The organism is Deltaproteobacteria bacterium (assembly GCA_016874775.1).
Lineage (GTDB): Bacteria > Desulfobacterota > Binatia > Bin18 > Bin18 > VGTJ01.
Genome location: VGTJ01000105.1, coordinates 1 through 21,995, shown reverse-complemented (window position 1 = coordinate 21,995; position 21,995 = coordinate 1). Strand labels below are relative to the sequence as shown.

22 protein-coding genes and 1 pseudogene are annotated in these 21,995 nt (G+C 52.4%); 12 read left to right on the top strand and 11 right to left on the bottom strand.

Translation table 11 applies throughout. From position 1 onward, the window contains the following. Positions 1 to 241: 241 nt before the first annotated feature. The gene (locus FJ147_17560; GenBank protein MBM4257685.1) at positions 242 to 640 is read right to left on the bottom strand and encodes a nuclear transport factor 2 family protein; all 399 of its coding nucleotides are present in this window, start codon (positions 638 to 640) and stop codon (positions 242 to 244) included. A gap of 292 nt (positions 641 to 932) precedes the next feature. Between FJ147_17560 and FJ147_17555 the strand changes: the two genes are divergently transcribed. The 5 genes from FJ147_17555 (at position 933) to FJ147_17535 (ending at position 6,696) form a co-directional block, all read left to right on the top strand. Continuing rightward, a complete protein-coding gene (locus FJ147_17555; protein ID MBM4257684.1) occupies positions 933 to 2,768 on the top strand; it encodes a PQQ-dependent dehydrogenase, methanol/ethanol family in 1,836 nt (611 codons plus the stop codon). Positions 2,769 to 2,971: 203 nt separating this feature from the next. Beyond that, positions 2,972 to 3,805, top strand: a complete 834-nt coding sequence (locus FJ147_17550; protein MBM4257683.1) for a quinoprotein dehydrogenase-associated putative ABC transporter substrate-binding protein — start codon at positions 2,972 to 2,974, stop codon at positions 3,803 to 3,805. Between the two features lie 178 nt (positions 3,806 to 3,983). Beyond that, complete coding sequence (locus FJ147_17545; GenBank protein MBM4257682.1) at positions 3,984 to 4,319, top strand: c-type cytochrome; 336 nt, start codon at positions 3,984 to 3,986, stop codon at positions 4,317 to 4,319. Between the two features lie 91 nt (positions 4,320 to 4,410). Then, positions 4,411 to 5,418: an LLM class F420-dependent oxidoreductase gene (locus tag FJ147_17540; GenBank protein MBM4257681.1), complete on the top strand. Its 1,008-nt coding sequence runs from the start codon at positions 4,411 to 4,413 to the stop codon at positions 5,416 to 5,418. Positions 5,419 to 5,556: 138 nt separating this feature from the next. After that, a complete protein-coding gene (locus FJ147_17535) occupies positions 5,557 to 6,696 on the top strand; it encodes an amidohydrolase (protein MBM4257680.1) in 1,140 nt (379 codons plus the stop codon). Between the two features lie 50 nt (positions 6,697 to 6,746). On the opposite strand, the gene FJ147_17530 is transcribed toward FJ147_17535, so the two are convergent. Genes FJ147_17530 through FJ147_17520 form a run of 3 tightly spaced genes read right to left on the bottom strand, consistent with a single transcriptional unit; the run spans position 6,747 to position 7,834 of the window. Next, a complete protein-coding gene (locus tag FJ147_17530; GenBank protein MBM4257679.1) occupies positions 6,747 to 7,265 on the bottom strand; it encodes a hypothetical protein in 519 nt (172 codons plus the stop codon). Then, positions 7,262 to 7,546, bottom strand: a complete 285-nt coding sequence (locus FJ147_17525) for a hypothetical protein (protein ID MBM4257678.1) — start codon at positions 7,544 to 7,546, stop codon at positions 7,262 to 7,264. Before FJ147_17525 ends, FJ147_17530 begins: the two co-directional genes overlap by 4 nt. Before the next feature lie 12 nt (positions 7,547 to 7,558). After that, on the bottom strand, positions 7,559 to 7,834 hold the full coding sequence (locus tag FJ147_17520; GenBank protein ID MBM4257677.1) for a hypothetical protein: 276 nt from the start codon (positions 7,832 to 7,834) through the stop codon (positions 7,559 to 7,561). A gap of 73 nt (positions 7,835 to 7,907) precedes the next feature. On the opposite strand from FJ147_17520, the gene FJ147_17515 reads away from it, so the two are divergent. Together FJ147_17515 and FJ147_17510 are read left to right on the top strand one after the other, a co-directional pair. Then, a complete protein-coding gene (locus FJ147_17515; GenBank protein MBM4257676.1) occupies positions 7,908 to 8,756 on the top strand; it encodes a phytanoyl-CoA dioxygenase family protein in 849 nt (282 codons plus the stop codon). Between the two features lie 11 nt (positions 8,757 to 8,767). Next, on the top strand, positions 8,768 to 9,712 hold the full coding sequence (locus FJ147_17510) for a DUF2889 domain-containing protein (protein MBM4257675.1): 945 nt from the start codon (positions 8,768 to 8,770) through the stop codon (positions 9,710 to 9,712). 5 nt (positions 9,713 to 9,717) lie between these two features. On the opposite strand, the gene FJ147_17505 is transcribed toward FJ147_17510, so the two are convergent. Then, complete coding sequence (locus FJ147_17505) at positions 9,718 to 10,458, bottom strand: hypothetical protein (protein ID MBM4257674.1); 741 nt, start codon at positions 10,456 to 10,458, stop codon at positions 9,718 to 9,720. A gap of 25 nt (positions 10,459 to 10,483) precedes the next feature. Next, entirely contained in the window at positions 10,484 to 11,227 is a 744-nt protein-coding gene (locus FJ147_17500; protein ID MBM4257673.1) for an arylmalonate decarboxylase, read from the bottom strand. Positions 11,228 to 11,378: 151 nt separating this feature from the next. On the opposite strand from FJ147_17500, the gene FJ147_17495 reads away from it, so the two are divergent. After that, positions 11,379 to 12,191, top strand: a complete 813-nt coding sequence (locus tag FJ147_17495; GenBank protein ID MBM4257672.1) for an enoyl-CoA hydratase/isomerase family protein — start codon at positions 11,379 to 11,381, stop codon at positions 12,189 to 12,191. Next, the gene (locus FJ147_17490; protein MBM4257671.1) at positions 12,178 to 13,077 is read left to right on the top strand and encodes a sulfurtransferase; all 900 of its coding nucleotides are present in this window, start codon (positions 12,178 to 12,180) and stop codon (positions 13,075 to 13,077) included. The genes FJ147_17495 and FJ147_17490 overlap by 14 nt, the downstream gene beginning before the upstream one ends. Positions 13,078 to 13,236: 159 nt before the next feature. Here the strand turns inward: FJ147_17490 and FJ147_17485 are convergent, their stop codons facing one another. Together FJ147_17485 and FJ147_17480 are read right to left on the bottom strand one after the other, a co-directional pair. Beyond that, entirely contained in the window at positions 13,237 to 14,265 is a 1,029-nt protein-coding gene (locus FJ147_17485) for a TIGR03619 family F420-dependent LLM class oxidoreductase (protein MBM4257670.1), read from the bottom strand. An 11-nt stretch (positions 14,266 to 14,276) separates the two neighbouring features. Beyond that, the gene (locus FJ147_17480; GenBank protein MBM4257669.1) at positions 14,277 to 15,671 is read right to left on the bottom strand and encodes an amidase; all 1,395 of its coding nucleotides are present in this window, start codon (positions 15,669 to 15,671) and stop codon (positions 14,277 to 14,279) included. Between the two features lie 132 nt (positions 15,672 to 15,803). Here FJ147_17480 and FJ147_17475 point away from each other — a divergent pair, with 132 nt between their 5' ends. The 3 genes and pseudogenes from FJ147_17475 to FJ147_17465 all read left to right on the top strand — a co-directional run bounded on the left by FJ147_17475 (position 15,804) and on the right by FJ147_17465 (position 18,979). Continuing rightward, positions 15,804 to 16,970, top strand: a complete 1,167-nt coding sequence (locus tag FJ147_17475; protein MBM4257668.1) for an epoxide hydrolase — start codon at positions 15,804 to 15,806, stop codon at positions 16,968 to 16,970. 220 nt (positions 16,971 to 17,190) lie between these two features. Further along, a pseudogene (locus tag FJ147_17470) lies at positions 17,191 to 18,335 on the top strand (adenylate/guanylate cyclase domain-containing protein). Further along, positions 18,311 to 18,979, top strand: coding sequence for a tetratricopeptide repeat protein (locus FJ147_17465; GenBank protein MBM4257667.1), 669 nt, complete (start codon positions 18,311 to 18,313; stop codon positions 18,977 to 18,979). Before FJ147_17470 ends, FJ147_17465 begins: the two are co-directional and overlap by 25 nt. Before the next feature lie 68 nt (positions 18,980 to 19,047). Here FJ147_17465 and FJ147_17460 read toward each other — a convergent pair whose 3' ends face one another. The 3 genes from FJ147_17460 to FJ147_17450 form a co-directional block, all read right to left on the bottom strand. Continuing rightward, the gene (locus tag FJ147_17460; protein ID MBM4257666.1) at positions 19,048 to 19,872 is read right to left on the bottom strand and encodes a hypothetical protein; all 825 of its coding nucleotides are present in this window, start codon (positions 19,870 to 19,872) and stop codon (positions 19,048 to 19,050) included. Further along, a complete protein-coding gene (locus tag FJ147_17455) occupies positions 19,869 to 20,540 on the bottom strand; it encodes a sigma-70 family RNA polymerase sigma factor (GenBank protein MBM4257665.1) in 672 nt (223 codons plus the stop codon). Before FJ147_17455 ends, FJ147_17460 begins: the two co-directional genes overlap by 4 nt. Positions 20,541 to 20,603: 63 nt before the next feature. Beyond that, the gene (locus tag FJ147_17450) at positions 20,604 to 21,926 is read right to left on the bottom strand and encodes a hypothetical protein (protein ID MBM4257664.1); all 1,323 of its coding nucleotides are present in this window, start codon (positions 21,924 to 21,926) and stop codon (positions 20,604 to 20,606) included. Between the last annotated feature and the right edge of the window lie 69 nt (positions 21,927 to 21,995).

Here is a 21,995-nt window from a genome sequence, read left to right as displayed (position 1 = left end):
GGTTTCTGCAACTCTTGCGGCAGAAAAAAAAACGCGCGCTGGACTCTGCCCGCCCTCCGGCGGTGGCTCAATCTCCTTTTCAACTTTACCCAGTGTCCACAGTGTCGAACGTATCACCTTGCGCAGCACATTCCGCTCTTTAGTTCAGCATAATCTACTTAACGAAGTAGTACTACTAGAGCCTGAAGCCTATAGCCTAGGTTCTTCCCTAAAGCCTGAAGCCTACAGCCTAAAGTCTTTTTCATTCCTTCCACAACGCCGACACCAATTCAGTATCGATATATGCCGTGCCGACTTTGATTTTGCCATTGGCGAATTTCATCACCCAGCAGTAACTATTGTTGTATGGCTTGCCCCCTTTCGTCGTGGCTTTGCCTTCCCATTGCAAGACGATGGTATCACCTTCAGCGATAATGTTCTTCACTGTTGGTTGGATCGGACCGGCGAGCTTTGCACTCAACGGCTTCGTTGCCCCCTCGGCGAACGCTGCTTTGCTCTGATACGTTCGTGAAACTGGACTTGAGCCAATTACGGTCCATTGCACATCGTCGGCAAGAAGGTTGAAAAATGCCGCCCCATCACCTTTTGCCCAGGCTGCAAACGCATCTTGGATTAACTTTTTGTTCTCCGCTGTGCTCATACTGCATCCCTCCTTTTGTATTGACGACTGAGTTTCCTACGGTCATGTTCACCGTACACGTGGGTATTCCCAGAACCCCACAGCCCTCGTCTTGCTCAGCTACCAACATCACTCACGAAATGCAAGAAACAAAATTTTCATTGACAAACTGCCTGCGCTCGGAGTAGCGTGCGCCTGCCAGAGGGGATTGGGGACTTGCATAACCTGCCTTCGTTATGGAAAGAGGCATTCGGGATTGTCGTGTTCATTCATTTACCCCCGGAGATCCGGGGTACAAATAAGGAGGGAGTTTATGGACACACGGTGGTGGGCCACATTTTCACTCGCAGTATGGGCGACCTTTATCGCTTCAGTCCTTTGGCTCTGCGTGGCGGCAACGGTCAATGCTGATGACCTCGTTACCATGCAAAACGATCCGAATCAGTGGGTACACCCAGGCAAGAACTACGCACTCACTCGCTTCAGTGAACTTAATCAGATCAACACCAAGAATGTAAGGAATTTGAAAGTCTCGTGGACCATGTCCACCGGAGTCTTGCGTGGTCATGAAGGTTCGCCACTCGTGGTCGGCGACACCATGTATTTCGTGACTCCGTTTCCTAACATCGTGTATGCGCTGGATCTGACCCAGCCAGGCGCAAACATCAAATGGAAATACGAGCCGAAACAGGATTCGGCAGTGATTCCGATCGCTTGCTGCGATGTGGTGAATCGTGGGGTTGCGTATGCCGATGGCAAGATCCTCTTCAATCAACTAGATGCCGCTACTGTCGCCTTGGATGCGAAAACCGGCAAGGAACTCTGGAAAGTTCAGCAAGGTGATTTCAAACAAGGTCAGACCATCACCATGGCACCGATAGTGATCAAAGACAAAGTCATTACCGGTATTAGTGGCGGCGAGTTTGGTGTCCGTGGGTTTGTCACTGCCAATGACGTCAACACCGGCAAACAGATTTGGCGTGCGTACAGCACCGGTCCAGATTCTGAAGTGTTGATCGGTAAAGATTTTGTTCCTCCGTATAAGTCGCACGAGGGAAAAGACCTCGGGGTCACCACCTGGAAAGGTGACGAATGGAAACGTGGTGGCGGCACCACCTGGGGTTGGTACAGCTACGATCCAGAACTCAACTTGCTGTATCACAGCACTGGTAACCCAGGTTCGTGGAATCCTGACCAACGCCCTGGCGATAACAAATGGTCGATGTCACTGTTTGCGCGTAACCCAGATACTGGTGAAGCCAAATGGGCGTATCAAATGACGCCGCACGATGCGTGGGATTATGACGGGATCAATGAGAGCGTACTGGTCGACCTCAATATCAAAGGAACAAATCACAAGGCGCTTGTCCATTTTGACCGCAATGGCTTTGCCTATGCGGTTGACCGCACCACTGGCAAAGTATTGTTAGCCAAAGCCTTTGTCAATGTGAACTGGGCGGAGGATATTAATCTGGAAACAGGTCTTCCGATCGAAAATCCTGAGAAGCGCACCAAGCAAGGCACGAATGTCAAAGACATCTGTCCAGCAGCTATGGGCGGCAAAGACCAACAGCCGGTCTCCTATTCTCCGCGCACCAAGCTCTTCTATGTACCAACGAACAATCTGTGCATGGAGTATGAAGGAACCGAAGTAAGCTACATGGCTGGCGTGCCGTACGTGGGTGCGATCGTCAAACAATATGCTGGTCCCGGTGGGCATCGAGGAGAGTTCCTTGCGTGGGATGCCTCCACTGGTACCAAAAAATGGGGCATCAAAGAGAAATGGGCAGCGTGGGGTGGCGCACTCAGCACTGCCGGTGATGTAGTCTTCTATGGCACCATGGATGGCTGGTTTAAGGCCGTTGATGCTGTCAGTGGGAAAGAGCTGTGGAAGTTCAAAGTCGGCTCCGGCATTATCGGCTCGCCCATGACCTATCGTGGACCAGATGGGCAACAATATGTCGCAGTGTTGTCTGGTGTTGGCGGTTGGTCAGGTCTTGTTGTCGCCGGTGATCTCGGCACTGATGATCCGACCGCTGCGTTGGGAGCCATAGGTGCGTTTGGCGAGCTTGGTAAGGACACAACTAAGGGCGGGATGCTGTATGTGTTCTCGCTTGGTGGTGCGCCGAGGCAGGTGGCAAAGAAATAGAAGAGAAACCAACGAACAGCACCTCTAGTCCCTTCTCCCCAAAGGGGAGCAGGCTAGGATGAGGGGGATCAAAGACGGATTGGCGATGGGCAGGCAAAGACAGTCAGAGCTGAACCAGACGCAATGCGCATTTCTCAATTTCTTCACCCTCACCCTACCCTCTCCCTACGAGGGAGAGGGAATTAAACTCCAGCGTATGCAGTATGATTTCCAAGGCTCTTTTTTTCCTTACTGCACTCATCATCCTTTCTCCCAGCCTAGTTGAGTCTGAAGCTCCCACTACCCCTAACACCCAGTTCCGTGTCTGTGCCGACCCGAACAATCTCCCCTATTCCAATCAAAAACTCGAAGGCTTTGAGAACAAGCTTGTTGACCTCCTTGCCAAAGAACTCAAACAGGAAGTGACCTACACGTGGTGGCCACAGCGACGCGGCTTTATTCGTAACACGCTTGCGGCTGGACGTTGCGATGTCGTGATGGGTATTCCAGAGAATGTTGACGCGGTGTTGACGACCAAACCGTACTATCGCTCTGCGTATGTCTTTGTCTCCCCTAAAGCAGCGAACTACAACATCATTTCCTTTGATGATCCTCAGCTCCAGTCTTTGAAGATTGGTGTCCACTTAATCGGCGATGACTACAGCAACAGCCCACCGGCCCATTTGTTGAGCAGCAAAGGCATTGTCAAAAACGTAGTTGGGTACAGCATTTTCGGCAATTATGGCGAAGACAGTCCGCCAGGAAAAATCATCAAAGCCGTAGCTGATGGTGAGGTGAATGTCGCAATTGTATGGGGGCCAATAGCGGGCTATTTCGCACAGAAACAGTCTGTGCCTTTGACGATTACCCCGGTTCCAACTGAAGCAAGTTTGCCAACGTTGCCTTTTGCTTACAGGATCGCGCTCGGCGTGCGACGCGGAGATACGCAACTACGAGAAAAGTTGAATGACCTCCTCAATCGCAAATCCCAAGAGATCAATAAAATCTTGACTGAGTACGGAGTACCGATTATTCAGGACTTGAGGACTGAGAGATGAGGACTGAGTAGTGAAATTAAAAGGCAGAACCAAAACCCCAACGGAGCTAGGGGCCAGGGGCTGGGGACTAGTTACCCCTTCTCTCAAGCCCCAAGTCCCAAGCCCCAAGCCCCAAGTACGGGTATTTAATTCCAAACGGCTAGTTTTTGCTTCATTGATTGTGTGGACGGTACTGTTCGTGGTCTCCGTCTATGCGCAAAACGGTGCAGCTCCCCAAAAGCTCAACCCCTACACCGGCAAAGCCGAAGCTATTACTGAGGGACAACAACTCTACAAAAAGTTCAACTGCTACGGCTGCCACGGCATGCAAGGCGGTGGCGGCATGGGACCAAACCTCACCGACGAAACCTGGCAGGCCGGTGACGGTTCGGACTCTAGCTTATTATCTCAAGTTCGTGACGGCAAAGGGCAAATGCCGCCCTTCAAAACCCTGATGAACGACGACCAGGCCTGGAAACTCATTGCCTTTGTCCGTTCGCTGTATAAAGGTGATCCGAAAAAAGCGAATTGGTAAGCCATTTGCTCTTGACCGACTGAACTGTGTAGAGTAGGCGTCTCTGAGTTCTCTGTCTGTACTGACAGCTTAGATACTCAGGAGAATATACATGGGTCAAAAACGTTGGTCGCTTTCAGTCCCTTTTGACAACTTTACCTTAGCCGAGCATGCTGACCTGGCACGTGAAGCCGAACGGCTTGGCTACACTGATGCCTGGTCATCCGAGGTCGATGGCATCGATGGATTCGCACCATTGGCAGTCGTCGGCGCGGTTACTAATCTCCGACTCGGTACAGCTATCGAAAATGTCTATACCCGTGGGCCGGCTACGCTTGCTATGAGTGCAGCAGGTATTGCTGAGATCGCTCCAGGACGGTTTTGTCTCGGCATCGGCGCAGGCTCGCAGCCCATCGTCGAAATGTGGAACGGTGGTAAATTCGAAAAGCCTGCTGTGCGTGTCAAAGAGATGGCTCTGTTTCTGCAGAAAGCTTTCGCGAATGAGCGTGTGGTCTTTCAAGGTGAGACGATCAACGTCAACGGATTTCGTTTCAGCCGTCCGCTCGCACAGCCAATTCCGATTCATATTGCTGCGCTACGACCATCGATGTTGCGCGTAGCTGGAGAAGTCGGCGATGGCGCCATCGTTAATTGGCTCTCGGCTGAAGATGTGAAGAAGTCCGTGCCGATCGTACGAGAAGCTGCCACCAAAGCCGGGAAAGACCCCAACTCAGTTGAGATCACTGCGCGTTTGTTTATCTCGATTGATCCGCCAACCCCAGAAGCCGATCTTGGTATCCGCCGTCATATCAACACCTACTTGAACGTTCCTGTCTATAAAGCATTTCAAAAATGGCTTGGACGCGAAGCGGCGCTTACGCCAATGTGGCAGGCATGGGATAAAGGCGATCGCAAAGGTGCAGTCGCTGCCGTGCCAACGGATGTCATGAACGCGCTGGTTCTTAATGGTTCGATGGAAGAAATTCGCGCACATATTCGGCGCTATCACGATGCTGGTGTAGATACGACATTTCTGCAGTTCCAGACTTTTGAGACCGATGCGAAAGTGCGGCGTGAGCGCATTCTCGCTGCGATGCGTGCGTTGGCGCCACAATCGTAGGAATTGCGGAGTGGCGAATGCGGATTGCGGATTAATAGAAAACAACACGAGCGTTCTTTTTAGTCCCCAACCCCAAATCCCAATCAGATTCCCTCACCCTAGCCCTCTCCCGGTGGGAGAGGGAAGTAACTTTAGGAGATGTGTATGCCCCGTATCATCGATGCAGATAGTCATTTCATGGAACCGTTGGACCTGTGGGAACGCTACATCGATCCCAAGTTTCGTTCACGCTGTTTACGCTTTGAACGCAATGCCGACACCGGTCGCTACGAGATGGTCATCAACGAAAACAAACGCGTTCGTGGCGTGGGCGAGTTCACCTTGGAACAAGTCTTCGGCGTTGGTGTTGCCTACGGCCAAAAAGAAGAAGGCAAAGGACTTGGGACCTTCGACTTCGCTACGGCGTTCAATAACAAACTCGAAGACATGGACGAGCGCATTAAGTTTCTCGACCGCGAAGGCTTCGCGTGTCAGTTCATCTTTCCAACGCTTGGACTGCAATGGGAAGCGCATGTGACTGATCCCGAATTGGCCGCGGCCCACTGTCGCGCTTACAACACCTGGGCGTCAGAAGTCTGTGCTACACATCGTAACCGCTTGTTTCCTGTCGGGCATATTTCGTTCTGGAATCCATCGGAAGCCGTGCGCGAATTAGAGCGCATTGCCAAAGCAGGCATACGAACTGTCTTCATCGGCGCCATGCCGATCGAAGGCAAGAGTTTTGGCTGCCCAGAGTACGATCCGGTTTGGGCTAAAGCGCAGGAACTCGATATCGCCATTGGCATTCATCTAGTCGTGCATCGTAACTACTCCGGCCATGACTGGTACATGGATCGTCGCCCTGGCTTCATGTACATGAGCATGAATGTCATCCAAGACCCACGCATGGTGCTGACGACGATGGTCTATGATGGTGTCTTCGAGCGTTTTCCACGGTTACGCGTCGCGACCATCGAATCGGGGAGTGGCTGGGTGGTCGAGTGGATGGATCGTCTCGACTATCGCTACAGCTACATGGGCCACTCCTGCGCGATGAAACGACCTGCGAGTGAATATTTCGCACGTAATATATGGATCTCGGCTGATCCGACTGAGCGATTGTTGCCATATATGATCGAATTGACCAGTGACGACAAGTATTTTATTGGCTCAGATTTTCCCCATGCTGAAGGGTTTATTGATCCAATCGTCAATACCCGCAAGGCGCTGGCACGACTGTCTGAACAGTCGGTGAGTAAAGTGCTGGGAGATAATGCGGCGAAGTTTTTTGGAGTGTGAGCGTTTTCTAGGGTTTGGGGTTCTTCATTAAACGTTAAACGAGTTTCCGATTAGCGGGTAGGCCAACCAAGAGGACGAATGTGATTAAAATTGATGCAATCAACGTTTTCTTTGGTAAGAATCTGCGAAAGACGGAAATCGTCGGTAAGGACGAGATACTTTCCTTTAGCGAGTTGGTAAATCGCCACATCAGTGAGACCTAACTTGAGAAAGTGCGTGTCGCCAGCAACCTGACGGCTTTGAAGGTAGTGTTCATCCAGAACGGTCAACTGTTCAGCGAATTTTTTGAAGTACGCACTTCTCAGAGGTTCTTTCGTTTGCTCTGGAAGCTGTCCCGATAGGTTACTAACTTCAGTGAGTATATTTGGGGTGGTGACAATTTTCTGAAATTGTCGGATCAGTACCAATAGTGTCCGGTAATCCTCAACAACAAACTGCTGAGTTTTCTTGAAGCGAGGAATGAGAGCACTATCGAACCTCCCGACAAAATAGAGCAACAAGATATTTGTATCGATGAGGAGACCAGCTTGGCGATAGCGGCTGATCAGTTGAGGGAGAGACTCGTTCATATTTCTCTGATCTTCATAGCTTTTACTTGACTGTTCTCCGAGTCGATTCTGAATATTTTATAATCTCGCTTGTGTTGCTGTTCTTCGGTGAGGGCAGCCGGTAAAGAGTGTAGGGCTTCCGTCGGAGACAGAGGACGTGAGAATCCCAAAGTCACAAGCCACGTCTTGCCATCGTCAGATATTTCAACTTCTTCGAGCTGAATATCCTGTAACTGGTTCACATCATAGAGCATCCCTAAATAATTTCGCGCGGTTTGGACTGCCTGTAAGACGTCAATCATAAAGACCTCGATTTAACGCAACATGTGGATGAATAGACTCATCGTTATCACAAGAAAGAATACAAGTAAGATAAAGTGGAAAAACAGCCTTCGATCATAGAGCTTGTCGTCGATAAACTCCGCTTCATTTCCGCCAGCCCCCGTCGCAGAGAAAACAGGCTGTTCGTACAACCCGTTTCTGAGGGTAGCGTTTAGTCCTCCACCGGAGCTCTTCAGTTCATCTCGCTTGAATACGGACAACGCAATAACAATCCCGATCAATAGAAATTCTCCAACCCCGAGAATCATGGAAAACCTCCAACAGAAGTGTATTATACGCAGAATACGACATCGGAGAATAGATTGAGGCAGGAGGAGTGCCATGCCACGCAAACTGACCGAGACACAAGTTGCCCACTATCAACGTGATGGATTCTGCTTTCCTATTCCAGCGTTTTCATCAGCAGAGGTTTCAGATCTGCGCAAACGACTCGAAGGATTTGAGGCGCAACAAGGTCATACGCTGCAGGGAACGCAACGCATCAAGACCAATCTCCTCCTGACCTGGGTTGATCGTCTGATTCGCGCGCCGCAGATTCTCGACCCGGTCGAAGACGTCATTGGCCCGAACATCTTGTGTTGGAGCATGCAGTTTTGGACCAAAGAACCACGGACCACAGACTTTGTCTCGTGGCATCAGGATTACCAATATTGGGGTCTGGATTCTGCCGAAATTGTCACGGCCTGGATCGCACTCTCACCCGCGACGATCGAAAGCGGTTGCATGCGTATGCAACCCGGTAGTCACAAAGTGCAACTGCCACATCAAGATCTCTTCGAGAAAACCAATATGCTCTCACGCGGGCAAACTATTACCGAAGGAATCGACGAGGCCACAGCAGTCAACATCATTCTCAAGCCTGGCGAGTTTTCTTTGCACAATGTGCGGATTGCCCATGCGTCCGCACCAAACCGCTCAGCAGATCGCCGCATCGGAATTTCTATTCGCTACATGCCACCGCAAACACGGCAGCAATTAGCCGAGTGGGATAGTGCTGCACTCGTGCGTGGCGAGGATCGCTATGGGCACTTTGTGCACGAGCCACGTCCAAGCAAAGAGTTCGACCCTGAGTGTGTTGCATTTCACGAAAAGACGATGGCCAACTTGCTCTCATTTCTCTATAAAGACGCCGGACAAAAGAAGGCAGAGTATCAAGAAGAACGAGCGTAAAGGAAACATCTGTGACAAATCAGATTCCTCTGTATGTTCCGTCTGTTCCCGTACCTGACCACGGTTATACTCGCGCGTTTGACGCCGAGATTGATTATCTGGAAGATCCGACCCTACGTGTTCGTGGAGTACAGACTGATCATCAACATAGTCTTGAATATGTGTGGATCGTGCGCTTGCCTAAGTACGAAATTGTCCACACTACCGCACGGCACTTGGCTGGTGAGCCTGAGGTCTTGTCGCCGGAACTGGTGATGCGCTCGGCTGCGATTCAAGGCGTGTGTGCAACCCAAGGCTTTACGACGACGATGCGAGCTGCGCTTGGTGATCTTCCAGGGCATCAGGAACATCTAGTGATGGCTATTGAAATGGCGCGCGTGAGTTTACAAGGTTTTCCTGTTCCCAAAGATGATCATGAACGATTTGCGTCAATGGCAACAACAGTCCCGCCCGGACCCAGCCAAGTCGCGCGGATGTCCTGGGAGCGCGATCGTGCTGGCTGGCCGTGGATTTGCAACTCCTGTTATGCCTATCGTGATGAGTCGGCAACTTTGTTTGAACAACGCCAGATACAATGCTTTGATCTCGACTTAATTTCCCCTCCTCCTGGGCAGAAGCGCTTCTTCTGGCGGACCAAGCAGCTCCGCGTTGCCACTTCTCCGGATGGCACGGGCTATGTGTGTCGTAACGCCATGAACGATACGTTTCATGAACTCAATGTTGCCTTCGACCTTCAAGCCGACGGCACGATTCGTTCAGCTCGCAGCCAAGCCCAACGGCTCGCATTTACGGGCATGTGCGAAGATACACAGTCGAGAACGCCGAGACTGATTGGCAAGAAGTTAGACAAACGTTATGCCCGGCTCCTCGCCGATCATGTCGGCGGTCGCTCAGGCTGTAGCCACCTGTTTGATCTTTCAGTCGACTGTTTGCGCTTTTTTCAGTGGCAGGAGTGACGTCTTCATTGTTCTTTCATTTCCGCTGTGACTGCAAGGATGCCAACAAAATCTCCACCCAAAAATCTCTGGCCGTGATCCGGCGCATACACGGCTGAGAGTGCGCCATCGAGATATAACGCATCGTTACATCCCAATACATCCCGAAACAGAGTCGCGAACTCATGGAAGGTCACCAACGACTGGGAAATTGCGAACACGACCTTCCCCTCACGTGTCACCCCAACCCCGTTACGGTAATGGCGATTGCTCGACTCTTCAAGAAACGCGGGATGGATGACGCCCCCCAAAAGAAGAGCCGGGCCAGATTGAGTCGCAATCGTTGGCTTCACTTTGAGCTTAGGGTAGGAACGCGCATCAACGATCGCCGGCTTCTTATCGAGAACATAGAACACACCGTTGGGTTTGAGATAGAAATTCCCCCGTCCACCTTTGCCAAGGTTTAGCGGACGTAGCAGTTGTCCATTTTCAATGTGCAGTCCGAGCGGCGCAAAGTCTTCACCGAATATCCCGGCGTTCATGGCAAACTTCAACGTGCGCCTTTGCGTGGCGAGCGTGTCCCGTAGTCGGCGAAAAGAGCCAAACCGCTGACCAGAAGAATCTTGCCAAAAGAGTTCGAGTTGCTCTGCCTGTGGATTCACAGCGTGAACAAAAAACTCTTGACCACGATGCTGGAGCACATCCGCCACACTCAGATGCGGAAAACCAAGTATGACAGCACAGGCAGAGAGTACCCACTTGAACATACGCCAAGCGACCGATCGTTGATGCTTAGTGTTCACTCAACAATGACCCGAAACCGTAGATTCTGTCAGTCAATCCATGTGTTCGATAGGCATGCCACAAGGTCGCCGTATTAATGGCAATCACCGGTTTTCCTAACCACCCCTCCGCATCTGCAGCAAGGCGAATCATCGAAAGATTCGTTCCACACTGTACGATTGCATCGATGTCTGGCCCATCCAACTCTTGGAGAACCGGCCGCAACTCGGCAGGGGTAATCTCCGCGATGGCCGTTGCACTAGGGCTCCGTAAATCTTTGTAGCGCGCGACTTCGAACCCACAGTCCTGAAAGTATTTCACAATTTGTTCACGCATGATTGGCTGATATGGGGTGAAAACCGCAATCCGTTTCGCGTTGTACACGGCCAAAGCGTCTCGACACGCCTCAGACCCCATTGAAATCTTGAGCCCGGAGATCTGTCGCATCTTCTCATGAAAGCGTTGGGCTCCGGGGACCCCATCCCAGAACGTCGGAGCAGACATGCCCATCGCCAGAATATCAGGTTTGCATGTCATGACATCGCGCACGGCAATTTCGATCGCCCTATCCACTTGGGTCAACAACTCTTTCATTGCTGAATCAGAGCTGAGGTTTGGTTGGCCAATGTAAATTCTTCCGGTGTGAAACGTCACCCCAGGAATCCGCATATCCCAAAAGTCTGACTCAACGACTGTGTTGGTCGATGGAATAATTACTCCCATTTTGGCGCGAAAGCCAACAACGTCTGGCATACAGTCCTCCTGCATGAGAATCACTCGGCGTGTTACATCATATGCGTTGCGCGTCGGGTATGATGTTTTTCTTACACGTTACTTCTTGTCGCGCAACCTGGTATGACACAGAAAGGCAATTTTCAAACAGAGAAAAACAGGAGGCAACCCAATGGACAATATTGTACTTGAGCAAAAGGACCGGATTGGCACGCTAACCCTCAATCGCCCAGAGAAACTGAATGCAATGAGTCCAGCACTCCTCTCCGAGTTCTCCCAAGCGATCGACCAGATTGCGGCGGATGCTGAAATCAAAGTAGTCATCATTCGTGGTGCAGGACGGGCGTTCTCTACCGGCTACGATCTCAGTGGTGCTGACGTCACGGACGGCAAGAAGCCTCGCTCACGGCCTTTTATGGTGGATGACGACCGCACCATGCTCCAGAAGATGGTCGAACGTTGGCTGCGGTTGCGCGATCTACCGAAGCCGGTGATTGCGATGGTGCACGGCTATTGTCTCGCGGGAGCGACGCAAATCTGCATTTGTTCAGACCTTATTTTCGTGGCGGAAAACGCCCGAGTCGGGTTTCCCTCCATTCCGGCAGGCGCAGGGTTCGTCAGTGCAATGTGGAACTGGATGGTCGGCCCACACCGCACAAAATACATGGCGTTCCTCCCTGGGAGTCACATCAGCGGGAAAGAAGCTGAAGCGATCGGATTTGCAACCCGAGCGTTCCCGGTAGACAAGCTGGAGGAGGAAACATACAGTTATGCACGACGGATTGTGAAAGTTCCTGCTGAGAAGCTTGCGCTAGAGAAACTTTCTGTTAACCGTGCTATGGATTATCGTGGCTTTCGGACGTCGGTATTGTCGGGCGCAGAATATGATGCCATCTTTCACTTTGGCTCAGGAAATGAAGAGATCAAAAAAGTCCGAGAGGAACGAGGTCTTAAAGGAGCAATTGAGTGGTATGAAAAACAGTAAGGAACAAAAGAAGGGAAGCTCGTTCAAACATCCTGAGTATCTCGTCGAGACAGACTGGCTCGCAGAACACCTGAACGACCCGAATCTCCGGATTCTCGACTGCACCGTCTTCTTACATGCCGATAAAACACGTGGGTATCGGGTTGAGAGTGGGTATCAGAAATGGCAAGAAGGACACATTCCCGGAAGTGGCTTTGCGGATCTCACCAAAGAGCTCTCTGACCCACACGGGCGCTTCATGTTTACGATGCCTTCCGCTGAACGGTTTGCAGAGGCCATGTCTCGTTACGGGGTCAGCAACGGCAATCACGTCGTCCTCTACGACTCCCTGATGAACATCTGGTCGGCACGGGTGTGGTGGATGTTGCGCACTTTTGGCTTTGACAACGCAGCGGTCCTAAATGGTGGGTGGCGGAAATGGCGCAAAGAAGAGCGCCCAGTATCCACGACAGCGACAAAGTACCCTTTCGGCCATTTCGTTCCACACCCACGCCCCCAACTGATCGCCCAAAAACAAGATGTAGTGGCAGCGATAGGCAACGGGACGACGTGTATTGTGAATGCCCTCACCGCCGAAGAGCACGCAGGGAAAGGGCAAACACGGTACAAACGCCCTGGTCGAATCAAATCGAGCGTCAACGTGCCATTCATGACGCTTGTCGACCCAGAAACCCATGCCTACTTACCAGCAGATAAGCTACGAACACGATTTACCGAGGTCGGAGCACTCAACCGCAAACATGTAGTGACCTACTGCGGTGGCGGTATTGCCGCATGTAGTGATGCGTTTGTCTTGACCCTGTTAGGCATCGAGAACGTCGCAATTTATGATGGATCACTCACTGAGTGGACGGAAGATCCGGAAACACCGATGGAAATTGACTAAATCACGGTCGTACCTCTGCGGTTGTAGGGCGCGTGGTACGCGCCCTACGATTTCACCGCTAATGAACCTGCGAGTGAGATAGGGCGGGCTGTGCCCGCTATCTCCGCCAACAATCCCAAAACTTGGAGTGTTCTACCTATAGATGACTGAGAGGGGCAACTACGGCTCCCGCTTCCACTCCCCTTTTGGCACCATACGTGCCGCGTGCGGGATCACTTCTTGTCCGCATTGGAGAATCTGCGCTTCTAACTCCTCACGCGTTCCCGATGGGCAATCGAAGAATAGAATGATCAACGAGTACCCAGCCTCGGCAAACTGCGAGAGATCTTCGAGCACCTGCGCTGATGTTCCGGTACACACGCGGCGTGGCTTCGCTTGTGTTTCGGGGGCGTTTGCCGAGGTTAGTCGCGCTGAAGCAACGCCAATCATTGAGAAGCGTGAGAGATCACGCTTGAGTTTTTCTGCCTCGCGACGAATGAGGTCCTGCAAGTCGGCATAGCGTGACGGCTGAGCGTACGTGTCTAAGAACAGCGGATAAAACCCGTCGCAGTGACGAATCGCGCGCCGTGCCCCACCAGCAGTGACACCACCATAGATGATCGGCGGATAGGGACGCTGTACCGGTTTTGGGTCCATCGACACGTTGTTAAACTGATAGCATTTGCCCTGATAATTCACGACCTCATCAGTCCATGAGCGCTTGTAAATTTCGATGCATTCATCTGTGCGTGGACCACGCCCTTCGTAGGGCACTCCCAGTGCGGCAAATTCCTCTTGCATCCAGCCCGCACCAACGCCAAAGAGTAACCGTCCGTTAGAGAGGTGGTCGATTGTGGCAAACTGCCGTGCATCGTTCAGCGGATGACGATAAGGCGAAATCAACACACTCGTTCCGAGTTTGAGGCGCGTCGTGCTCACCGCCACTGCGCCCATCATCACGGCAGCATCAAGCATATTATGATGCGATTCGTACGCGCGTTGGCCAGAGGTATTGGCCACATGTTCGCTCGCCGATTGTAGCGGCATACACACGTGATCCGGAAACCACATTGAGTGAAATCCCTGTTGTTCAATCAGTTGAGCAATACGGACTGGCTGCATCGCGCTCACCGGTAGGCTACGTAAAAACGCATTAGTATTGTCACGGTACATGAGGCCATGGGTTGTCGCGTACATTCCGATATGCATGAAGTTCTCCTTTATAGAGCTGGTCGTCGCAAATGCCAGTCGGTGGCGTGCTGATAGGCCCAGGCCACCTGCAACACAAGCGCTTCTTGCCAGTGACGTGCAGCAATCTGTAGCCCAATGGGTAAGTGTTCTTCAGTGAAACCACAGGGAATGCTGATCGCCGGAATTTGCGCGAGGTTGAAGGGATAGGTGAAACGCGTGAGTCGTCGTGTCGTTTCTACCCCTTCACTCTCTTCGATAATCGGCGCCGCAATGCCACAGGTCGGCGCCAGCAGAATGTCATAGCGCGTAAAGACCTCTTCGATTGTTCGTTGCCATTCGCGTTGCGCCTGACGTGCAAGAGCGTATTGCACTCCAGTCACTGCCGCGCCGCGATTCAAGCGTGTCATCACATCTTGGCCAAAATCCTGCGGTCGCTCGGCCCGTCGCGCTTGGTGATAAGCTGCGGCATCGGTCAGAATCAATTCACTCATACGATCAATCATTGCTTCCGCACCAGGCAAGGCCACGTCTTCTACCTGGGCACCGAGTCCTTGCAAGACCTGGGCAGCATTCTGCACAGCCTGTGTTACTGAAGCAGTAGGCTCGCTTTGGAAGTGTCCGCTGCAGAGTCCCATGCGCAAGCCTTTGACTCCATCCCGCAATGTCGCAAAATAATCCGGCACTAGTGTGTCGCTAGACGTTGGCTCGGCTGGATCATAACCAGCAACTACTTGCAGTAAATGGGCGACATCTTCGGCTCGTCGCGCCATCGGGCCGATGGTATCAAAGGTCCAACTGACGGGAATCACGCCGCGAATGCTCACGCGACCAACGGTCGGACGAATACCCGAGATACCATTCAACGCTGCCGGAATGCGTACAGAGCCACCGGTATCGGTACCGATCGTAGCCAATGCCATATCAGCCGCAAGTGCTGCACCAGAGCCACCACTCGAACCGCCCGGAACGCGGCTCGGGTCCCAGGGATTGCGGCACGGACCAAAATGCGGATTGCGCGTGGTCGCACCGATCGCCCACTCGTGCATGTGGGCTTTCCCTAGAATGATCGCACCAGCCCGCCGTAAGCGCACTGCCACTTCGCTATCCGTATCGGCAATATTATCGTGCAAGAACTTTGACCCGGCAGTCATGCGCACGCCAGCAACATCGCAGTTATCTTTCAACGCGATTGGAATACCGTGCAATGGGCCAATGGGCTCTCCACGCATCACTTGCTGTTCTGCTGCCGTTGCCATTGCCAAGGCTTCTTCGGCCATGACCGTCAAGTAGACATTCAGCTTACTATTGAGCTGCGCAATGCGTTCCAGATACGCACGAGTGAATTCAACCGGCGAGAGTTGACGAGAGCGGATGCGTTCGAGGGCCTCGCTAATACCAAGATCTAACAGTTTCACAAATGTCATGGTGTGGGGTCTTCCTTTGTGTTGACGACATACCATGAGTGTTCTCGAGGAACAAGAAAAGTGCAGGAACCTTGCTTTCCACCCGCGGCGATGATTTAGGGAAGACAACACTGCAATACGAAGGAGTGCTGCATGCGAAAAGAGCCCTTCACGGTCGCGATACCGGAAGCCAACCTGACAGACCTGCGCGAGCGATTGAAAAAAACGCGCTGGCCACAGGATTTTGCCAATAGTAACTGGGAGTACGGCACTAACATGGCGTACCTCAAAGAGCTGGTCGATTACTGGATCAACCAATATGACTGGCGCAAACACGAACGCGAGATGAATAGCTTCTCGCATTACAAGACGACAATTGAAGGAATGCCCATTCACTTCATTCAAGAGCCAGGCAAAGGGCCGAAACCGATCCCGCTGATCTTGAGCCATGGTTGGCCGTGGACCTTCTGGGACCTCAATAAAGTGATTCGCCCACTCGCTGATCCCGCCTCTTTTGGTGGTGATCCTAACGATGCCTTTGATGTCGTGGTGCCTTCGCTTCCGGGCTATGGTTTCTCCACGCCGCTCACCACACCAGGAATTAACTTCTGGCGCACGGCAGACCTGTGGGTCACGTTGATGAAAGACGTGCTCGGGTACCAGAAGTTTGCCGCTGAAGGTGGCGACTGGGGCGCGATTATCACCACCCAACTCGGCCATAAGTATGCAGAGCATGTGATCGGCGCCTACATTCACCTCATGATCCCGCTTGATATTTTCGTTGGCGGACTGCCGCCAGAGTCGGATTATGCGCCTGAAGAAAAGCACTGGTACCAAAAGACCATGCATTTCTTTGCCGCCGAAAGTGGCTACTCGGCACTGCAAACCACCAAGCCGCAAACCATTGCCCATGCCTTGAACGACTCTCCCGCAGGCTTGTGTTCCTGGATTTTGGAAAAGCGCCGCACCTGGAGTGACTGTGGTGGCAATGTCGAAAAGCGTTTCACTAAAGATGAACTGCTCACCACCATGACGCTGTATTGGCTCACAGAGAGTTATGGTACGTCGGCGCGCTATTATTATGAAGCGGTCCATAATCCTTGGAAAGCGTCACACAGTCGCACCCCAGTCGTGGAAGCCCCAACCGGCGTTGGCGTCTTCCAGCAGGAAGTGGCCTTGATGCCTCGCAAGTGGGCTGAACGGTATTACAACTTGAAGCATTGGACAGTGATGCCGTCAGGTGGGCATTTCGCTCCGATGGAAGAACCGCAGCGGCTGGTTGAAGATATTCGGGCGTTTTTCCGGCCATTACGGAAGTAAGTTGTTACGCTCGCACAAGAGAAGTGGAGTGTAGGCCGGAATAAGCGAAGCGGTTCCGGCACGTCATGCCGGGAACGGCCTAGCGGCCTTATCCCGGCCTACGCCTGGCTCACCATTTTTCATCTGTTAGTAACAACGTAGAACTGCTATCTTCAACTGCCGAATAGGTTCACGTGACCCTCTTGATCTTCGTCTTTTATTCGCCTATGAGTAAGTTGCCATGACGGACGCTATAAACAAAGAACAAACCCTATCGCAAAACGTCATGCGCAAACTGACCGCCATCCTCAGCGCAGACGTTAAAGGCTACAGTCGCCTCATGAGTGCGGATGAGGTGACCACCATTCGTACGCTTGCGACCTATCGCGAGCGTATGACCACGTTGATTGGCCAATATCGCGGACGTGTCATTGATTCGCCCGGAGATAATCTCCTTGCCGAATTCGCCAGTGCCGTCGATGCCGTGCAAGGCGCGGTGAGATTCAACGCGAGTTGAAACAACGCAACGACTCATTGCCTGCCGAGCAACGCATGGAGTTTCGCATTGGTATCAATGTCGGCGACGTCATTGTTGAAGGCGAACGCATCTATGGTGATGGCGTCAACATTGCCGCGCGGCTGGAAGGCTTGGCCGATGGTGGCGGAATCTGCGTTTCCAGCGCCGTCCATGAGCAAGTCGAAAACAAGCTACCACTGGCGTATGCCGACCTCGGCGAGCAAACCGTGAAGAATATCGCTCGTCCAGTGCGGGTCTTTCGTGTGCTCCTTGATCCTGCGGATTCCGCGCTTGAAGAAGAACGTGGCGAAAACACACTGCCACTGGCTTTACCGGACAAACCGTCGATTGTTGTCCTACCTTTTCTGAATTTGAGTGGTGATCTGGAGCAGGAATACTTCAGTGATGGCATTACCGAAGATCTCATTACCGACATCTCGAAGTTATCCGGTTTGTTTGTCATCTCGCGCAATTCTTCATTCTTGTACAAAGGCAAAGCCGTCCGGCCAGAGCAGGTCAGTAAAGAGTTAGGGGTGCGCTATCTGCTTGAAGGCAGTATTCGTAAAGCCAGCAACCGAGTACGGATTACCGCTCAGTTGATCGATGCCACGACTGGGTATCACCTGTGGGCGGAACGGTATGATCGGGAATTACAAGACATCTTTGCCGTTCAGGATGAAGTCACGCAAAAGATCGTCACCGCGCTGAAAGTACAACTGACACCGAGTGAAGCTGCGCGTGCTCACCGCGCACCAACCAACAATCTGGAGGCCTACGACTTTTTTTGCGCGGGCTTGAGTACCATGCCCAGCGAACGAAAGAAGCTAATGCCAAAGCCCGAGAGATGTTTGAACAGGCCATTGCCTTAGACGATCGGTTTGCTGCCGCCTACGCCATGTTAGGGCGGACGTACCTCACGGACTTGGCCTTTCAGCTCGGACAACGAGATGCAACCGCTCAGCAATTGTTAACCTTCGCTCAGCGTGCCGTCGCATTAGACGACACCTTACCAGTCGCCCACGAAACCTTGGCCTATGCGTATTTGGGCCAAAAGGAGTACGATCAGGCCATTGCCGCTGCTCAACGCGCGATTGCGCTTGACCCCAATTCTGCTGAAGCGCACCTCACGTTAGGAGAAGTCCTCTGTTTCTCTGGACGCCCCAGAGAGGCACTCACACTTGTGGAACAAGCCATGCGCTTGAATCCCCGTTATCCCGCTGGCTATCTGTGGTCGTTAGGGCAAGTCTACGCCTTGTTGGGAAGAACCGATGAAGCGGTTGCTGCGTTGAAACGGGTGCTCATCCGTAATCCTGACCATGTTACTGCGCATGTCATGCTTGCGGTTATTTTCAGTGAACTTGGGCGTGCTGCAGAAGCACGGAAAGAAATAGGCGAGGTTCTACGGGTCAACCCCCACTATTCTCTCACAGACCTCCGCGAGCGCATTCCCTACAGAGACCCAGCGACTTTAGCACGAATAGTGGCAGGGTTACAAAAAGCAGGACTGCAATAAAAAAGAGAAGGCGTGATTCCTTCCTTCTCTTTGCTGGTGTAGCGTGCGCTGTACGCACGACTCTCTTCCTAGTGCGCAAGAAACGTCTCAGGCGACAGTCCAGAAACGATTACCCGGAATTGCCCTGGAAGCTGCTTATAGAGGGCAGTCTGACCGGGTTTTGCATAGAGATATTCTTGCTCTCGCAGTTGCCGTGCACCACGAGGCGGCGGCGGCATAGTACCACCCTGACGAAGGCACAGCACTTGTCCTTCTTCTCCTTGATACACCGTAATCACTGCTGGTTTCCCGCCAATTTCCACGACAATCCCGCCGTTGAGTTCGTATCCAGCAAGTCGGAGGTCTGGTACATAGACGGAAAAATTGAGCTTCTCAGATGACTTCAGTGCAGCCTCGAGTTCGCGCGGATTGTTCGTCGCGTAGGAAAGCGGTAACTCTCCCGTCCTGACCGCTTTGTAATATGCCGCTGCTGCTTCTACGACAGCTGGCTCCGTCTGCTTGACTGGTTCCAAAGGACGGGGTTGGTTTTTCACAGACACTTGGCCCTTTGGAAAAGTAAATGTCAGCAATAAGGCAGCCGTCGCGGCAAGGGCAAATACAGCCGGACGTGGTTGTAACCATGAAACCAGTCGATTACGTGCAACCCGCCACCACGATTGGAGAGGAGAGCGTTCGGCAGCCATTGCCGCACGTAAGCGATGCTCTACTTCTAGAGGAATTGGCGTTTCCCAATGCCAGGTACGAGAGATCTGGCGGAATTGCTGTTGATCGGCGAAAAGGAGAGCACAGCGTTTGCAACTCGCAAGATGGGCTTCCACCTCCTGGTGTTCGACTGCAGTCAAATGCCCGTCTACATGCGCAGCAATAATATCTCGATACGTCTCGCATGTCATAACGTACCCTTTGCTTTTTCAAGAGACACAACGTGTTCGAGTTGAGGACTATTGTCCCGTAGGTATCCATGCTCTCGCGCATATCCTTCAAGAGCAGCTCGTAGCGCTCGTCGTGCTCGGGCTAGGCGCGAGCGTACGGTCCCAGTTGGACACCCAAGAACGGCAGCCGCCTCTTCATAGGTTAAATCACCCATATCCACTAGCAGAAACGTGCTGCGGTACTCTTCCGGTAATGTGTGAATCGCTTCGAGGATTTCTTTATCGACCCTTCGAGCAGCAAACAATACTGCTGGATCATGGCAGTTGTTATCCCCATCAACGGATAACTGCTCTTCGTATTCGTTGGTAACCCGATCAATATCTAACATTTGGTGGTCTCGCAGCCGTTGCGGATAGTGGTTTCTGAAAACGTTATACATAATCGTCAACAGCCACGCGCGACAATTGGTTCCCGGCGTAAATTGATGAAAGAAACGGAAGGCTCGCAGGTAGGTTTCTTGAAAGAGGTCGTCAGCCTCGTCTCTTCGTCGGACGAGGGCAAGACAGGCGGCATACACTGGCTCTTTACAGGCCAGCGCATGGGTTTCGAACAGGGTCGCTTGCGCTTGTACCCCTGGATCCTCTGCAGCCAGGTCGCGGGGTAGGAGTACAGACGCAGAATTAGTCATGAAGTTTCCCCTTCGGTATATAATCCCCCTATAAACGCAAAAGTTCCACTACACAAGAACCTTTCATTTCATTAGCCCGGTAATTTTCTGCCAAAAGCGATCAGCCAGGTCGCTTGCGCCAGCGGCTGGCTGCGTCGTTCGCCGGGCAAAAGTCATGATCTTTGCCTTTACCACGCTCGTTCCTTCCTTCGTTCCAGGAGTGAGTTCGACGATGAAATGTCCGTAGGGCTTAAACGCCCCAGTCCTCGGCCTCACTTCTCGTTGGAGCATCGTGCCGTAGAGCACCTTTTGTTCTTCATCTTGATGAAGAACAAGTTCGCTTTCGTCTTTAACAATGGCTTTCAACTGTGGCCAGAGTTGGTCTAGTGGCAAAGGAAACACGTGTTCACGGGCCGACTCTTTTGTACGAGGAAGTCGCGAAGCAAGGGTAGCAAAAGCACTCTTTGTTTTCTCTGTAGGGAGAGAAAAAGGCAGTGGAGCCATTGCGCGCCCTTCCTTCTCAGTTCCCTCTCGTCTTTCAGAAAGAGCCGGAACTGCGGCGGCTAACTCTCTCGGTTCGGTCACGTCCAAGCCTTCAGACGCTAGCACCGTCGCTTGATCTAGTATCTTCTCTTCTTCAACTGCTGGTTGCACTACAGGAGCCTCTGCGGGTTGCGCCGCCGAGAGTTCCGTCGGACGTAGTTGCGGTTCCTCTTCTGTAACAGCCTGTTCCTGCGTTCTCTCTAGCGGTTGTGTCTCCCGAGGAGAGACCTCACGACGTGTCGCTTGAGAAGCTGTCTGAGACCGTGCGTTCTCGCGGTGAGGCACAACAGGCATCGAAGCCCTATCAGCAGAGGCGGGTTGAGATGAGCCGCTCTGCTTCGCAGGGCTGAGCTTCGCTTTGCTCGAAGGCCGAGTATCCATTTTGTCGTCCGGCTTCGGAGACACCAGAGCAGGCGCCCGCGGTTCCCTCGCCGGGCGCTTGTCTGCAACAGGGAGTTTCTTTTGTGTACTAACTTTCGGCACAGGATCAGAACGGCGCGGCACAAACGCAGAGGAGGTCAACGAGTCTTCTAGCTGAGGGGGGAAGTCCTCAGGCTGAGCAAGAAAGAGGACCACCCCAAAGAGCCCTGCGATCGTCACAGCACCAACAGGGGCAATCAATCGTTGCAACAGCCGACGCCAATTTGAAACAGGAGTCCACGCAACGGCTTCTCCTCCGAACATCACAGCGTGATTCAGCGGCGCGCCGGTCTCAGCCTCTTTTGCGGCCCACGGATCCTGGGCAACGGCCTCTGCCAACAGCGCACAGGCATCAGGGGTCGAGGCTATCTCAACAGCCCAGGTTAAGGCATGGGCAAGAATTAAGTTACCGATTAAGAGCGAGGAAGAAGCGTATAGTTCCAATCGCCATGAAACTTACCGGGTTTGATATTGAGCGCTTGAAACTCATCGTCGGAGACCTGTAGGCCTTTG